The organism is Pseudomonas ceruminis (assembly GCF_021602025.1).
GTDB lineage: Bacteria > Pseudomonadota > Gammaproteobacteria > Pseudomonadales > Pseudomonadaceae > Aquipseudomonas > Aquipseudomonas ceruminis.
In genome coordinates, this window is sequence record NZ_BQHW01000004.1 from 21,949 (window position 1) to 37,886 (window position 15,938).

Sequence of the window (15,938 nt, forward strand, 5' to 3'; positions counted from 1 at the left end):
ATGCACGGCGAATCTCCGATCAAACGTCGCGAATCCCGCAAAATCTGGGTCGGCAATGTGCCGGTGGGTGGTGATGCCCCCATCGCGGTGCAGAGCATGACCAACACCGATACCAATGATGTTGCCGCCACCGTCGCGCAAATCCAGCGCCTGGTCGATGCCGGCGTCGACATCGTCCGTGTCTCGGTTCCGGACATGGACGCCGCTGAAGCCTTCGGCAAGATCAAGCAGCTGGTCAGCGTGCCGCTGGTCGCCGATATCCATTTCGACTACAAGATCGCGTTGCGCGTGGCCGAACTGGGTGTCGATTGCCTACGTATCAACCCGGGCAACATCGGCCGTGAAGACCGTGTGCGCGCCGTGGTCGATGCCGCCCGTGACCGGGGCATCCCGATCCGTATCGGTGTCAACGCCGGCTCGCTGGAGAAGGACCTGCAGAAGAAGTACGGCGAACCCACGCCGGCTGCGCTGGTCGAGTCTGCGTTGCGCCATGTCGAGCACCTGGACCGCCTGGACTTCCAGGACTTCAAGGTCAGCGTCAAGGCCTCCGACGTGTTCATGGCCGTCGAAGCCTATCGCCTGCTGGCCAAGCAAATCATCCAGCCGCTGCATCTGGGCATCACCGAAGCTGGTGGCCTGCGCTCGGGGACGGTGAAATCCGCCGTCGGCCTCGGTATGCTGCTGGCCGAAGGCATTGGCGATACCATCCGTATCTCGCTGGCGGCCGACCCGGTCGAGGAAGTGAAGGTCGGCTACGACATCCTCAAGTCGCTGCACCTGCGTTCGCGTGGCATCAACTTCATCGCCTGCCCGAGCTGCTCGCGGCAGAACTTCGATGTGGTCAAGACCATGAACGAGCTGGAAGGGCGCCTGGAAGACCTGCTGGTGCCGCTGGACGTGGCGGTGATCGGTTGTGTGGTCAACGGCCCCGGTGAAGCCAAGGAGTCCCATGTGGGGCTCACCGGCGGTACGCCGAACCTGGTCTACATCGACGGCAAGCCGGCGCAGAAGTTGACCAATGACAACCTGGTCGATGAGCTGGAAAAGCTCATCCGCCAGAAAGCGGCCGAAAAGGTCGAGGCCGACGCGGCGCTGATCGCCCGCGGCTGACACACAGATTCGTAAGGACTTTTCGTGAGCAAATCGCTGCAAGCCATCCGTGGCATGAACGACATCCTGCCAGAGCAGTCGCCGCTGTGGCGCTACTTCGAAGGCACCGTGGCCGGGCTGCTGGACACCTATGGGTACAGCCAGATCCGCACGCCGATCGTCGAGTTCACCGAGCTGTTCAAACGCTCCATCGGTGAAGTCACCGACATCGTCGAAAAAGAGATGTACACCTTCGAGGACCGCAACGGCGATTCGCTCACCCTGCGCCCTGAAGGCACTGCCGCCTGCGTGCGTGCCGTGCTCGAGCATGGCATCACCGGCAACGGCCAGGTGCAGAAGCTCTGGTACATCGGCCAGATGTTCCGCCACGAGCGCCCGCAGAAGGGTCGTTACCGTCAGTTCCACCAGATCGGTGTGGAGGTGTTCAACCTCGACGGTCCGGACATCGATGCCGAGTTGATCATGCTGACCTGGCGCCTGTGGGGCCTGCTGGGCATCCAGGATGCGGTCAAGCTCGAACTGAACAGCCTGGGCACCAGCGAAGCCCGTGCCCGCTACCGTGAGGCGCTGGTCGAGTTCCTCTCGGCGCGCCTGGAACAGCTCGACGAAGACAGCCAGCGCCGCCTCAAGAGCAATCCGCTGCGCATCCTCGACAGCAAGGACCAAGGCACCCAGGCGGTGCTGGTCGGTGCGCCGAAGCTGGAAGACTACCTGGACGAAGACTCCCGCGTGCACTTCGAGAGCCTCAAGGCCCGCCTGGACGCCGCCGGTATCCCGTTCGTGATCAACACCAAGCTGGTGCGTGGCCTGGACTACTACAGCAAGACCGTGTTCGAGTGGGTCACCGACAAGCTCGGCGCCCAAGGCACCGTCTGCGCCGGTGGCCGTTACGACGGGCTGGTCGAGCAGATGGGCGGCAAGCCGACGCCGGGGGTAGGCTTTGCCATGGGTATCGAGCGCCTGATCCTGCTGTTGGAGACCCTGGGCAAGGTCCCGGAGTCGATCAACCGTCAGATCGACGTCTATCTGTGCGCCTTCGGCGAGCAGGCAGAGCTGGCCGGCCTGCGCCTGTCCGAGCGCCTGCGTGATCGCCTGCCGGGCCTGCGCCTGGCGGTCAACGCCGGTGGTGGCAGCTTCAAGAGCCAGTTCAAGAAAGCCGACAAGAGCGGCGCGTTGTTCGCCCTGATCCTGGGTGACGACGAGCTGGCCAAGCAAGAGATCGGTCTCAAGCCCCTGCGTGGTCAGGGCGAACAACAGAACATTGCCTGGGATGCTCTGGCTGAGCACCTGGAAACCGCGATCGCACAGGCGTAACGCGGTTCAACAAGCGAATAGGCGAAAAGGAGTATTGGGGTGTCGAGTACCGATGATGATGACCTGGCAGGGGTCAAGGACTGGTGGAACCGCAACGGCAAGCCGCTGTTGACCGGTGCCCTGCTGGCCGGTGTGGTGGTGCTGGGCTGGAATACCTGGCACAAGTACCAGAACAACCAGTCGCAGGGCGCCTCGCAGCTGTACCAGGCCTTGCTGGAAACCAGCCTGACGCCAAGCGGCCAGCCTGACGCGACCAAGGTCGCGGAACTCTCCGGCAAGCTCAAGAGCGAGTTCGGTGGTACCGCCTACGCCCAGTACGGCAGCCTGTTCGTGGCCAAGGTGGCGGTCGAAAGCGGCAAGCTCGACGACGCAGCTGCCGAGCTGAAAGCTGTGCTGGACAAGCCGGCCGACGTGACCCTGGGTGAAATCTCGCGCCAGCGCTTGGCGCGCGTGCTTGCGGCCCAGAACAAGGCCGAGGATGCCCTGAAGCTGCTCGACGGTGATGCCGACAAGGCCTTCCTGGCCAGCCGTGAAGAATTGAAGGGTGACCTGCTGGTGCAGCTGGGTCGCGCCGACGATGCCCACAGCGCATACGAAAAAGCCAAGGCCGCGCTGTCGGATGACGCAGCGGTCGGTGGCCTGCAACTGAAGCTGGATGACCTGGCCAAAGGGGACGCGTGACGTGATCGGTTGGAAACAAGCAGCAGTGCTGACCCTGGCCGTACTGGCCGCAGGTTGCAGCAGCAACAGCAAGAAGGAACTGCCTCCGGCCGAGCTGACCAAGTTCACCGAAGAAGTGGTGCTGAAAAAGCAGTGGAGCCGTTCGATCGGTGACGGCCAGGGCGAGACGTACAACACCCTGGTGCCGGCGATCGAGAACGACCGCATCTACGCCTCCGACGTCAACGGCGAAGTGTTCGCCCTTGACCGCATCAATGGCGACGTGGTGTGGAAGAAGGACCTTGACCTGCCGGTTTCCGGCGCGGTCGGCGTAGGCTACGGCCTGGTCATGCTCGGTACGCTCAAAGGTGAGGTCATTGCCCTTGATTCCAGCACCGGTGAGGAACGCTGGCGTTCCCGCGTGACCAGCGAAGTACTGGCGCCACCTGCCAACAACGGTGACGTTGTGGTGGTCCAGACTCAGGACGACCGCCTGATCGGCCTCGACGCCGCCACCGGCGACCGTCGCTGGATCTACGAGAGCACCCCGGCCGTGCTGACCCTGCGGGGTACTGGTGCGCCGATCGCAACCAACCACTTGGCCGTCGCCGGCCTGTCCACTGGCAAGGTGGTCGCGGTGGACATCAACAACGGCGTGCCCGTGTGGGAGAGCCGCGTGGCTATCCCGCAGGGGCGTTCCGAGCTGGACCGTGTGGTCGATATCGACGGCGGCTTGCTGCTGTCCGGTGGTACCCTGTACGTCAGCACCTACCAGGGCCGTGTCGCGGGCCTGGACCTGGAAAGCGGCCGCGTGCTGTGGCAGCGTGATGCTTCCAGCTACGTGGGTGTCGCCCAGGGCTTTGGCAACGTCTATGTCAGCGAAGCTTCGGGCAGTGTCGAGAGCGTCGATGAGCGCTCTTCCAGCGCCCTGTGGACCAACGATTCGATGGCCCGCCGCCAGTTGACGGCGCCCGAGGTGTACTCCAGCTATGTGGCGGTGGGTGACTTCGAGGGTTACCTGCACCTGCTCAGCCAGGTCGATGGCCGTTTCGTCGGCCGTGAGCGTATCGACAGCGATGGCCTGCGCGCCCGGCCCCTGGTGGTCGGCGACACCATCTATGTCTTCGGCAACAGCGGCAAGCTCGAGGCACTGACCATCCGCTGAAGCTATGCTTGAAGCCTTGGCGGGCTTCAGGCCGCGGCACATGATGTGCCGCACGAACTCCGGCCGCTGCCTTGCAGCGGCCTTTGCATTTTCAAGAATTCAAGAGTGGAGAGCCGCATGGTTCCCGTAATCGCCCTGGTGGGACGGCCGAACGTCGGCAAATCCACCATGTTCAATCGCCTGACCAAAACCCGCGATGCCATCGTTGGTGACTTGTCGGGCCTGACCCGTGACCGCCAGTATGGTGATGCCAGCTGGCAGGGTCGCTCCTTCATCCTGATCGACACCGGTGGTATCACCGGTGACGAAGTGGGCATGGACGAGAAGATGGCCGAGCAGTCGCTGATGGCCATCGAAGAAGCCGACTATGTGCTGTTCCTGGTCGACGCGCGCGCTGGCATGACCGCCGCCGACCAGATGATTGCCGAGCACCTGCGCAAGCGCAACAAAGAAGCGATTCTGGTCGCCAACAAGATCGACAACATCGATGCCGACGTGGCCCGGGCCGAGTTCTCGCCGCTGGGCATGGGCAACGCTATTCCGGTGGCGGGCTCCCAAGGCCGTGGCATCAATGCGCTGATGGAAACCGTGCTCGGTCATATCCCGCGTGACGCCGAGGAAGAGGCTCTCGACCAGGAAGTTGCCGAAGGCGAGGAAGCGGTACGCATCCCGGGCCCGAGCGAGAAGGACGGCATCAAGATCGCCATCATCGGCCGCCCCAACGTGGGCAAGTCGACCCTGGTCAACCGCATGCTCGGCGAGGAGCGCGTGGTGGTCTACGACCAGCCGGGCACTACCCGTGACAGTATCTACATCCCGTTCGAGCGCGATGGCGAGAAGTACACCTTCATCGACACCGCTGGGGTGCGCAAGCGCGGCAAGATCCACGAAGAAGTCGAAAAGTTCTCCGTGGTGAAGACCCTGCAGGCGATCAAGGACGCCAACGTGGTGATCTTTGTCATGGATGCCCGCGAAGGGGTGGTCGACCACGACCTCAACCTGCTGGGCTTCGCCCTCGAAGCCGGCCGCGCCATCGTCATTGCCCTGAACAAGTGGGATGGCATGGAGCCAGGTGAGCGCGACTACGTGAAGACCGAGCTGGAGCGCCGGCTGTTCTTCGTCGACTTCGCCGACATTCACTTCATTTCGGCCCTGCACGGTACTGGCGTTGGCCACCTGTACAAGTCGGTACAGGCTGCGTTCAAATCGGCGGTCACCCGCTGGCCGACCAGCCGCCTGACCCAGATCCTCGAAGATGCGGTCAGCGAGCACCAGCCGCCGCTGGTCAATGGCCGCCGCATCAAGCTGCGCTATGCCCACCTCGGTGGGGCCAACCCGCCGCTGATCGTGATCCACGGCAACCAGACCGAGAAGATCCCCAAGTCGTACTCCCGATACCTGGAAAACACCTACCGCCGGGTGCTCAAGCTGGTCGGTACGCCGATCCGCATCGAGTACAAAGGCGGTGAGAACCCGTACGAGGGCAAGAAAAACACCCTCACCGACCGCCAGGTCAACAAGAAGCGCCGCTTGATGTCGCACCACAAGAAGGCCGAGAAGAAGCGCCGCGACAAACGCTGACAGGTGCCAGGCTACACGCTGCAAGCTGCAAGAAAGCGCGGACACTGATATGTGCCGCTTTTTCTTGTGGCTTGGAACTTGTAGCTTATAGCTCTCAGTCCCCCAGGAAAGAGGGCTTCATGATTCGCAGCAAACTGCCGAATGTCGGCACGACCATCTTCACCACCATGTCCCAGCTCGCCGTGCAGACCGGTGCGCTCAATCTCTCCCAGGGGTTTCCCGACTTCAATGGCCCGCAGGCACTGCTCGACGCGGTCGGTCGCCACGTCGCCGCCGGGCACAATCAGTACGCGCCGATGACCGGCCTGCCGGCCCTGCGCCAGCAGGTGGCAGCAAAGGTCGAGCGCCTGTATGGGGCCAAGGTCGATGCCGACCACGAGGTCACCATCACCCCAGGCGCCACCGAGGCTATCTTCTGCGCCATTCAGGCGGTGATCCAGGCGGGTGACGAGGTGATCGTCTTCGACCCTTGCTACGACAGCTATGAACCGTCCGTAGAACTCGCCGGCGGCCGTTGCGTGCATGTGCAGCTCAGTGACGGCGATTTTCGTATCGACTGGCAGGCGTTCAGCGATGCCTTGAGCCCACGCACACGCATGGTGATCCTCAATTCGCCCCATAACCCCAGTGGCGCGCTGATCACCCGCGAGGACCTGGACCAATTGGCGCGTTTGATCGCCGAGCGCGATATCTACCTGGTCAGCGACGAGGTATACGAGCACCTGGTTTACGATGGCGTACACCACGCCAGTGTGCTGGCCCATGCCGAGCTCTACAGCCGTGCTTTCGTGGTCAGCTCGTTCGGCAAGACCTACCACGTGACAGGCTGGAAAACCGGATACGTGATTGCGCCCCCGGCCTTGAGCGCCGAGCTGCGCAAGGTGCACCAGTACGTCAATTTCTGCGGTGTGACGCCCTTGCAGTGTGCGCTGGCCGATTTCATGGCTGAGCACCCGCAGCATCTCGATGAACTGCCGGGCTTCTACCAGGCCAAGCGCGACCTGTTCTGTGACCTGCTTGAGGGGTCGCGTTTCAGTTTCCGGCGTACGGCCGGCACCTATTTCCAACTGGTGGACTATTCACAGATCCGTCCGGACCTGAACGATGTCGACATGGCCCTGTGGCTCACCCGTGAGCATGGCGTGGCGACCATTCCAGTGTCGGTGTTCTACCAGCAACCCATCCCCGAGCAACGCCTGGTTCGCCTGTGTTTTGCCAAACGTGAGGAGACGCTGCGTCAGGCAGCGGAAAAACTATGCGCGATCTGAGTGTACTGCCCAACCTGAACATTGCCCTGGTACAGACCACCCTGGCCTGGCATGACCGCGAGGCCAACTACGCACACTTCGAGGTGTTGCTGGACCAGGCAGGTGACGTTGACCTGGTGATCCTGCCGGAGATGTTCACCACTGGTTTTTCCATGGAGTCGCAGGCCCTGGCCGAGCCCGAGAATGGCCCGACCTACAAATGGCTCAAGGCCCAGGCCAAGCGCATCGATGCGGTGGTCACTGGCAGCGTGATCATCCAGGCCGCCGACGGCAGTCATCGCAACCGCCTGCTGTGGGCGCGGCCGGACGGCGAAATCCTGTTCTACGACAAACGCCACCTGTTCCGCATGGCAGGGGAGCACAAGCATTACACCCCAGGTGAGCGCCAGGTACAGTTCGAGATCAAGGGCTGGCGGGTGCGTCCACTGATTTGCTACGACCTGCGCTTCCCGGTGTGGAGCCGTGATGCCCAAGACACCGACCTGCTGTTGTACACCGCCAACTGGCCGGCTGCACGGCGCCAGCACTGGAACCGCTTGCTGCCGGCACGGGGCATCGAGAACCTGTGCTACGTGGCAGCGGTGAACCGGGTGGGTACCGACGGCAAGGGCTTCGCCTATTCCGGCGACAGCCAGGTGCTCGACTTCCAGGGTGAGAGCCTGCTGAGCGCAGGCGAAGCGGACGGGGTGTTCACGGCGGTGTTGAGTGCGGCGGAGCTGGCCGCCTACCGCACGCGCTTCCCGGCCAACCTGGATGCCGATACCTTCGAGCTTCACTGAGCCTGTATTGGCCCCGTCGCCGGGTTGTCGGCGATGGGGCCAATACGGACTACATCAGTGGCTGATCAGTAGACATCCCGACGATACCGCCCATCTTCGATCAACTGCTCGACCACTTCTTCGCCAAGAATCCCCTTGAGCGCCGCATCTACCCCCGCGGCCATCCCTTGCAGGCTGCCGCAGACATATACACAAGCCCCGTCAGCCACCCAGCGCTTGAATGCCTCGGCCTGCTGCAGCAACACATCCTGTACGTACACCTTCTCGGCCTGATCCCGCGAAAACGCCAGGTCCAGCCGCGCCAGATCGCCGTTCTCCAACCAGGCGTGCAGCTCTTGGCCACACAACAGGTCGTGCGCCCGGTTGCGTTCACCGAACAGTAACCAGTTGCGCTGCTCGCCAGCGTTTACCCGCGCCCGCAGCAAGCTGCGCAGGCCCGCCAGGCCAGTGCCGTTGCCAATCAGTACCATCGGCGCCGCGCTATCGGGCAGATGGAAGCTGCTGTTGCGGCGCAGCCGCAGGCTCAGGGTGCCATGGAGCGGCAGGTGCTCGGTCAGCCAGCCCGAGCCTAAGCCCAGGCTACCGTCGGGGTGGCGCTCCTGGCGCACGATCAGCTCCAGCACACCGTCGCTGGCGATCGAAGCGATGGAGTACTCGCGGCTGCCGATCGGCACCAGCGCATCGACCAGCGCCTGCGGCTGCAAGCCGATCAGGTGATCACGGCGGCTCGGCAGTTGGCGTGCCGACAGGGCCTGGCCGAGGGTTTCATTCAGGCCATCGAGCTGCACGGTCGCGTTGGCATCCAGTGCCATACCACTGAGGAATGCATCGACCCGCGCACGGCCATTGAGCGGCAGGATCTCCACCAGGTCACCGGCTTCCCAGCTGACGGGCGCCTCGGCGCGCAGGCCGATCAAGTAGACCGGTTGGCCTTGGCTGCCTGGGTTGAGCAACTCGCGCTTGATCAGGCTCCAGTTGCCGAAGCTTGGCGGTTGCCATGCAGCCACTGGCTGGGCACCGGTTATTTGCGCCAGGGCCTGCTGCCATTGCTGCAAGGCCGCCTGGTCGGCGTTGTCCACTTCCACCGGGCTGAACGCACTGCTGGCGCCGCGCTCAGCCAGCCATGCCTGCAGGCGCCGGGCAAAGCCGCAGAAGTGCGGGTACTGGCGGTCGCCGAGCGCGAGCAGGGCGTAACTGAGGTTATTCAGCGCCCAGGGTTGGCCGAGGACCTTGCGTTCGAAGGCGCGAGCGCTGTCGGGCGCTTCGCCGTCGCCAAAGGTGCTGACCACAAACAGTGCGCGGTGGGCCTGGCGCAAATCGCCCTCGCTCAGTTCGGACAGCGCCCGCACCTGCACTGGCAGGCCGGCAGCCTGCAATTGCCCAGCGCTTTGCCAGGCCAACTGCTCGGCAAAGCCACTCTGGCTGGCGAAGCCGATCAGCCAGCTGTCGGCACTGGCTGTTGCGCTGTCGACAGTGCCACGGGCTGCGCGCACTTGGCGCTTTTTGCGACGGCGGTCGAGGTAGAGCAACCAGCCGGTGACGAAAAACAGCGGCATGGTCAGGCTGGCAATCGTGACGATGATGCGCCCCGGCAGGCCGAAGTATTCGCCCACGTGCAAGGCGTAAACGCTTTGCAGCAACTGCGCCTTGAAAGATTTGTCAGTGTAACGGTCGTGGTTCTTCACCTGACCGGTGGCCGGGTCCAGGGTCAGGGTATTGAAGGCGCGTGGGTGCGCGGCGCTGTCGAGCAGGTAGAAGAGGGTTGCCGGCTGGCCACCCACCGGCGGCAGGCGCAGGTTGTAGGCCGCCAGGCCCGGCCCTGCGGCGTCCTTGAGGTTGGCCCAGATGGCGTCATAGTCCACCACGAGGGGGGGCGCGTTCTTGTCGACCTTCTGCGGCCCGTGGCGTCCACGGCCTTCTCCGCGTTTTTGCTGCTGACCTGCGGCTGGCGCGTCGGCCAGCAGCCTGTTCAGGCCTTCGCGGTACCACTCATAAGACCAGAACAGGCCAGTGAGCGCGAACAAGAGGTAGAACAGCAGGCACCAGGTACCGGCCACCGCGTGCAGGTCCCAATTGAAGGCGCGACCTTGCTTGGCCCAATCGAAGGTCAGCCAGGTCCGCCAGTTCAGGGCCTTGCGCGGCCAGCGCAGGTACAAGCCTGAGAGGCAGAAGAAGATCAGCATCAGGGTGCACGCGCCGGTGATCTGCCGGCCGGTGTCGCCCATGGCCAGAAAGCGGTGCAGTTGCAGCATCAGGTCGAAGAAGCCCTGGCCGGCGACTGCTTCCTTGAGCGCGCCGGTATAAGGGTCTGCATAGCGCAGGGCGCCGCGCCGCTCGCCTGGGGCAGGGGTGAAGAAGATGCGTGCGGCATTGCCCTCGCGGGTGTCGACCCACAGCATCGATACCTTGTCGCCCTGCTCGGCCTCGACTCGGCGGACCAACTCGGCGGGGGGCAGTACGCCTTCGGCGCGCACTTCGACCTTCAGCACATCGGCATTGAATGCGCGCAGCAGTTCTTCCTGGAATGACCAGATGGCCCCGGTAATCCCCATCAAGGCCAGCACCAGGCCGGCGGTGATGCCAAAGAACCAGTGCAATTGGAACAGTGTCTTTTTCACCACATCGATCACCTTGTGTTGCTGCCGCAGACTGCGCGGCATGCATTATGCCTTGATACGCAAAAGCCCCGCTCATTGAACGGGGCAGGGGTGGGCTGCCTTTAGTGATGCATGTGCTTGCCCCGCGAAAGGCCGCTACAGGAGCCGCCTTTCTACTAGCGGATCAACCCAATCCCGACATCAGAAGTGCACGCTGGTGGTCAACAGTGCAGTCCGGCCCGCCGCCTGGTTGGCGAAGTGGGTGGAGAATGCCTTGTCGTAGTACACCTCGTTGGTGAGGTTCTGCACGTTCAACTGTAGGTCGACGTTCTTGGTCAGCTTGTAGGCAGCCATGGCGTCGTAGCGCACGTAGCTGTCGACCATGGTGGTGTTGGCCACGCTGCCGTATACATCATCCACGTAGAACGCACCGCCACCGACGGTCAGCTTTGGCGTGATCGAGTAGGTCGTCCACAGGCTGGCGCTGTTGTTCGGGGTGTTCGGCAACTGGTTGCCGTCGTTGGCCTTGCCCAGCGGGCCGCCGTCGATCTGGCGGGCTTGCATGTAGGTGTAGCCGGCGAATACCTGCCACTTGTCGGTAAGCTTGCCGCTGGCCGACAGTTCGATGCCCTGGACGCGGGTTTCGCCGACGTTCTCGTAGCTGGTGGTGTCCACCTGCACGCGGGCGTTTTCTTTCTCGGTGCGGAACAACGCAGCGGCCAGGGACAGGCGCTGGTCGAGCAGGTCCCATTTGGTGCCGATTTCGTAGTTGGTGGTTTCTTCCGGCTCCATGTCGCTGCTCAGCAGGTTGCCGGTGCGGTCGGTGGTATTGCCCAGCGGGTTGCCTTCCATGCCTTCACCCAGCAGGGCACCTGGTGGCGTTGCGGAGGTTGCGTAGGAGACATAGATGCTGCCGTTTTCAGCGGGCTTCCACACCAGGCCCAGTTGGCCCGTGACGAACTCGCTGGTGTCGCGGCTCTTGGACGCAACGCCCTTGCTGTTCACTACAGTGGCGCCGGAGGCATCGTAGGTACGGTATTGGGTATCGAAGTGATCGTAGCGCAGGCCCATGTTCAGCAACCACTCAGGCGACAACTCGAGGGTGTCGAACACGTAGAGGGCGCGGGTATTGCTCTTGGTGTCGGTGCCGGCGTAGTTGCGCGAGATGGCGCCGTTCCACGGATCGTCCGGGTTAGGGTTGCTCAGCGAGGTGCAGTTGTAGTCGCTGTTCGCGCCGATCAGGCTCGGAGTGCACGTGGTGGGCGACGAGCCCTTGGTGTTGGTATCAACGTTGTACGAGGAGCGCTCGCTCTCTTCGCGGCTCAGTTCGATACCGGTGGAGAAGCTGTTCTTCAGGCCACCGAGGTAGAACTCGCCGAACAGGTCAGTCTGGTTGGTGGTCGTGGCGGTGTTGCCCACACGGGTGTTGGCCCGGCGCCAGACGCTGCCGTTGTTGACGTTGCCCTTGCTATCGTCAGGCTGGGTAAGGATGTAGTCCTGCATGCTGTTACCGTGACGCAGGGTGTTCTTGATGGTCAGCGAGTCAGTCAGGTCATGCTCGATGGCGAAGGTGGCGATGTCCACACGGGACTTGCGGAAGTCGCGACCGGTCAGGCCATAGAAGTTGTCGTGGTCGCCACCGGCATAGGGCTTGCTCGGGTCTGCCGAGGTACGGGCGCCGCTGCCACCGGTTGGAATGGTGTACGGGATGCCCGAATCGGGCAGGTCGTCGCTTTCCAGGTGGTAGTAGTCAAGGTTGACGCGGGTGGGTGTGCCCAGGCCAAAGGCCAGGGACGGGGCGATGCCCCAGCGGTCGTAGTTGACCTTGTCACGACCGGCGACGTTGCTCTCGTGGGTCATCAGGTTGAGACGACCGGCAACGGTATCGCTGAACTGGTAGTTGCCATCGAAGGTGTAGCGCTGGGTCTGGTCGCTGCCCCAGGTCCAGGCACCATCGAGCGAGTTGCCCAGGTGCGCACGTTTGCTCACCAGGTTGATGGTGCCGCCGGCGGCACCGCGGCCACCGATGGCCGAGTTCGGGCCTTTGGCCACCTCCACCGATTCGATGGCGAAGATCTCGCGCGTCTGCGCGCCGGTGTCACGCACGCCGTCCAGGTAGGTGTCGCCCTGGGCGTCGAAGCCGCGGATGAACGGGCGATCGCCTTGCGGGTTGCCACCTTCGCCGGCACCGAAGGTGATGCCAGGCACCGTGCGCAGGGCGTCCTGCAGGCTCAGGGCGTTGGTGTCCTTGATCACCTGCTGGGGGATCACGGTGACCGAGCGCGGTGTATCCACCAGTGGCGCGGTGTACTTCTGCGAGGAGGCCTTCTCGACCTTGTAATCGGTGCTGGCCTGTTCGGCTTTGCCATTGACGCTGGTGGCGTCGAGGGTAATAGCACTATTGGCAGCTGGATCGGCCGCATACGCGGACGAAGCGCTGAGGGCGACGCCGATGGCCGACACGATCAGGCGTGGTGAGCTCACTGCAGATGGTACGTGACGCATTGTTGTAGACCTTCCCCAAGGTGTGAAGGCCGCGGAGCATAATGTAAGCGATTGTAACTAACAATTGAGACTCGTTACCATTCGCTAGGAATTTACAATCTTTACACCTTCGCTTTACGGTTTACTCAGGCTGAAACGTCTAAGGCGTCGAAAGGGCTTGTGCGGCGTAAAAGGGAATCAATATCATTGGCGCCTTTACACTTTTCTACGGTGCTGCTGCCATGCTGCTTCATATCCCCGGCCTTTTCGATGCCGACGAGCTCGCCCGCATCCACGAGGCGCTGGAGCAGGCCGACTGGGCTGATGGCAAGGTCACGGCTGGGTATCAATCGGCCAAGGCCAAGCACAACCTGCAACTGCCAGAAGGGCATCCGCTGGCCAAGGAAATCGGCAGCGCGCTGATCGAGCGCCTGTGGAAGAACCCACGCTTCATGTCGGCGGCGCTGCCCCACAAGGTGTTCCCGCCGTTGATCAATTGCTATCGCGACGGTGGCAACTTCGGCTTTCACATCGACAACGCCCTGCGCCAACCCAAAGGTAGCCCGGAGCGGGTGCGTACCGATCTGTCTTCGACACTGTTTCTCAGCGACCCCGATAGCTATGACGGTGGCGAGTTGGTGATTCAGGACACCTACGGCATTCAGCAGGTCAAGCTGGCGGCGGGCGACCTGGTGTTGTACCCCGGCACCAGCTTGCACAAGGTCAACCCGGTGACCCGGGGCGCGCGTTATGCCGCATTCTTCTGGACCCAGAGCCTGGTGCGCGAAGACAGCCAGCGGGCGCTGCTATTCGAGATGGACAATGCCATCCAGCAACTGACTGCCGATGTGCCGGAACACCCTTCGCTATTGCAACTGACCGGCACCTACCACAACTTGCTGCGCCGCTGGGCTGAGGTCTAAACGGTGTCCTACCAACTGCGTCGTGAGGAAGTGGTGGATGTTGCGGGCCTGCAGGCCATGCTCGAAGAGAGCCCCGGCAAAGCCGCCCAGGCGATCCTGGCCGCGGCGGGGCAGGGCGCGGTCGAGGCACAGTTGCTGCTGGGGCAGATCCTGCTCGATGGCCGGGGCATCGAACAAGACGCGCGGGTGGCCCGCCGCTGGTTTGCCATTGCGGCGGGCGGTGGCAGCGCCATGGCCTGCAACATGCTGGGGCGCTGCCTGGAGCATGGGTGGGGCGGAGAAGCGGACCTACCCGGTGCGGCGCAGCACTACCAGCGGGCTGCCATCGCCGGCCTGGATTGGGGGATGTACAACCTTGGCAATCTACTGGCCACCGGGCGCGGTGTGGAGATGGACCAGGCATTGGCACTGGCCTGCTACGAGCGGGCAGCGCACTTGGGGCATGCCAAGTCGATGAACCTTTACGGGCGGTACCTTGAGCAAGGCATCGCGACTGCAGCCAGCCCGGCACGGGCAGTGCGCTGGTATCGGCGCTCGGCCGAGGCCGGGGATTTTCGCGGGATGTTCAGCCTGGCGTTGGTGCTGGTCGAGCGCGGTCAACTGGCCGAGGCGGGGCCTTGGCTGGAGCGGGCCAGGGTTGAGGGGAATGTGAACTTCCTGCGCAGTGCGCTGGCGACCCTGTCCAGAGGAGGAGCATTCCTGGCGGGGTATGCGCCAGGGTATGCGCAGGAGATCGAGCAGCGCGACCTGTGAGGCAGCGACCACATGAAACGGGGCCTTGCGGCCCCGTTCGGTCTTACAGGTAGTACGCCTTCAGCGGCGGGAAGCCGTTGAATTCCACCGCGCTGTAACTGGTGGTGTAGGCACCGGTCGACAGCCAGTACAGGCGGTCGCCGATGGCCAGGTTCAGCGGCAGGCCGTACTTGTAGTTCTCGTACATGATGTCGGCGCTGTCGCAGGTCGGGCCGGCGATGACCACTTCTTCGGCCTCGCCTTTCTTTTCCGTCCAGATCGGGAACTTGATGGCTTCGTCCATGGTTTCGATCAGGCCGGAGAACTTACCCACGTCGGTGTAGATCCAGCGCTCTACGGCGGTACGCGACTTGCGCGCCACCAGTACCACTTCGCTGACCAGGATGCCGGCGTTGGCAATCAGCGAGCGGCCCGGCTCGAGGATGATTTCCGGCAGGTCGTCACCGAAGTCTTCCTTCAGGAAGCGGATGATCTCTTCGGCGTAGGTTTCCAGGCTATTGGTACGGGTGATGTAGTTGGCCGGGAAGCCGCCACCCATGTTGATCAGCTTCAATTCGATGCCGTCTTCTTCCTTCAGGCGCTCGAAGATCACTTTGACCTTGGCAATGGCGGCGTCCCAGACGCTGATGTCGCGCTGTTGGGAACCCACGTGGAAGGAAATGCCGTACGGCACCAGGCCCAGGTCGCGAGCGAGGATCAGCAAGTCCATGGCCATGTCGGTCTGGCAGCCGAACTTGCGCGACAGCGGCCAGTCGGCGGTGGTCGAGCCTTCGGTGAGAATACGTACGTAGACCTTGGAACCCGGTGCAGCCTTGGCGATGTTGCGCAGGTCGGCTTCCGAGTCGGTGGCATACAGGCGCACGCCCTTCTCGTAGAAGTAGCGGATGTCCTTGGACTTCTTGATGGTGTTGCCGTAGCTGATGCGATCGGCGGTGACGCCGCGGCCCAGTACCTTGTCCAGCTCGTAGATCGAGGCGATGTCGAAGCTCGAACCTTTCTCTTTGAGCAGGTCGATGATCTCGACCGCAGGGTTGGCCTTGACCGCGTAATAGACCTTGGCGAACTCGAACCCGGCGCGCAGGTCGTCATAGGCCTGGCTGATCATCTGGGTGTCGATGAGTACGAACGGGGTTTCCTGCTTGTCGGCGAACGCCTTCATTTTCTGGAAAGTGTCACGTGCGAAATAGTCTTCGACTTGGATCGACATGCTCAGGGACTCCATGGGCAAACTGAAAAGATAAGTGGCTGCAAACTGAACGTCCTCCGTATCCCCACTTTGGTTCGCCTACTCAGTACTTGAGCCG

At 62.9% G+C, this 15,938-nt stretch carries 12 protein-coding genes; 9 read left to right on the top strand and 3 right to left on the bottom strand.

Going from position 1 to position 15,938, the window contains the following annotated elements:
- The 7 genes from ispG to L6D80_RS06135 all read left to right on the top strand — a co-directional run bounded on the left by ispG (position 1) and on the right by L6D80_RS06135 (position 7,877).
- The gene (gene ispG / locus L6D80_RS06105) at positions 1-1,110 is read left to right on the top strand and encodes a flavodoxin-dependent (E)-4-hydroxy-3-methylbut-2-enyl-diphosphate synthase (protein ID WP_054901091.1); all 1,110 of its coding nucleotides are present in this window, start codon (positions 1-3) and stop codon (positions 1,108-1,110) included.
- 24 nt (positions 1,111-1,134) lie between these two features.
- Entirely contained in the window at positions 1,135-2,424 is a 1,290-nt protein-coding gene (gene hisS, locus L6D80_RS06110; protein ID WP_176513012.1) for a histidine--tRNA ligase, read from the top strand.
- Positions 2,425-2,463: 39 nt separating this feature from the next.
- The gene (locus tag L6D80_RS06115; protein WP_054901089.1) at positions 2,464-3,105 is read left to right on the top strand and encodes a tetratricopeptide repeat protein; all 642 of its coding nucleotides are present in this window, start codon (positions 2,464-2,466) and stop codon (positions 3,103-3,105) included.
- Between the two features lies 1 nt (position 3,106).
- Positions 3,107-4,249 (top strand): outer membrane protein assembly factor BamB, encoded by a 1,143-nt coding sequence (gene bamB / locus L6D80_RS06120; protein WP_054901132.1) that lies wholly within the window; start codon positions 3,107-3,109, stop codon positions 4,247-4,249.
- 117 nt (positions 4,250-4,366) lie between these two features.
- On the top strand, positions 4,367-5,830 hold the full coding sequence (gene der, locus L6D80_RS06125) for a ribosome biogenesis GTPase Der (protein WP_054901088.1): 1,464 nt from the start codon (positions 4,367-4,369) through the stop codon (positions 5,828-5,830).
- Positions 5,831-5,949: 119 nt separating this feature from the next.
- Positions 5,950-7,098, top strand: a complete 1,149-nt coding sequence (locus tag L6D80_RS06130; RefSeq protein WP_054901087.1) for a pyridoxal phosphate-dependent aminotransferase — start codon at positions 5,950-5,952, stop codon at positions 7,096-7,098.
- Positions 7,086-7,877 carry an amidohydrolase gene (locus L6D80_RS06135; protein WP_054901086.1) on the top strand — a complete coding sequence of 264 codons (792 nt, stop codon included), beginning with the start codon at positions 7,086-7,088 and terminating at the stop codon, positions 7,875-7,877. Before L6D80_RS06130 ends, L6D80_RS06135 begins: the two co-directional genes overlap by 13 nt.
- A 65-nt stretch (positions 7,878-7,942) precedes the next feature.
- Here L6D80_RS06135 and L6D80_RS06140 read toward each other — a convergent pair whose 3' ends face one another.
- Positions 7,943-10,498 (bottom strand): sulfite reductase flavoprotein subunit alpha, encoded by a 2,556-nt coding sequence (locus L6D80_RS06140; protein ID WP_176513225.1) that lies wholly within the window; start codon positions 10,496-10,498, stop codon positions 7,943-7,945.
- A gap of 177 nt (positions 10,499-10,675) precedes the next feature.
- Positions 10,676-12,979: a TonB-dependent receptor gene (locus L6D80_RS06145; RefSeq protein WP_176513014.1), complete on the bottom strand. Its 2,304-nt coding sequence runs from the start codon at positions 12,977-12,979 to the stop codon at positions 10,676-10,678.
- Positions 12,980-13,200: 221 nt separating this feature from the next.
- On the opposite strand from L6D80_RS06145, the gene L6D80_RS06150 reads away from it, so the two are divergent.
- On the top strand, positions 13,201-13,881 hold the full coding sequence (locus tag L6D80_RS06150) for a Fe2+-dependent dioxygenase (protein ID WP_176513016.1): 681 nt from the start codon (positions 13,201-13,203) through the stop codon (positions 13,879-13,881).
- A 3-nt stretch (positions 13,882-13,884) separates the two neighbouring features.
- Complete coding sequence (locus L6D80_RS06155) at positions 13,885-14,634, top strand: tetratricopeptide repeat protein (RefSeq protein ID WP_054901083.1); 750 nt, start codon at positions 13,885-13,887, stop codon at positions 14,632-14,634.
- A 43-nt stretch (positions 14,635-14,677) separates the two neighbouring features.
- On the opposite strand, the gene L6D80_RS06160 is transcribed toward L6D80_RS06155, so the two are convergent.
- Positions 14,678-15,841, bottom strand: coding sequence for a type III PLP-dependent enzyme (locus L6D80_RS06160; protein WP_054901082.1), 1,164 nt, complete (start codon positions 15,839-15,841; stop codon positions 14,678-14,680).
- Positions 15,842-15,938: the final 97 nt, after the last annotated feature.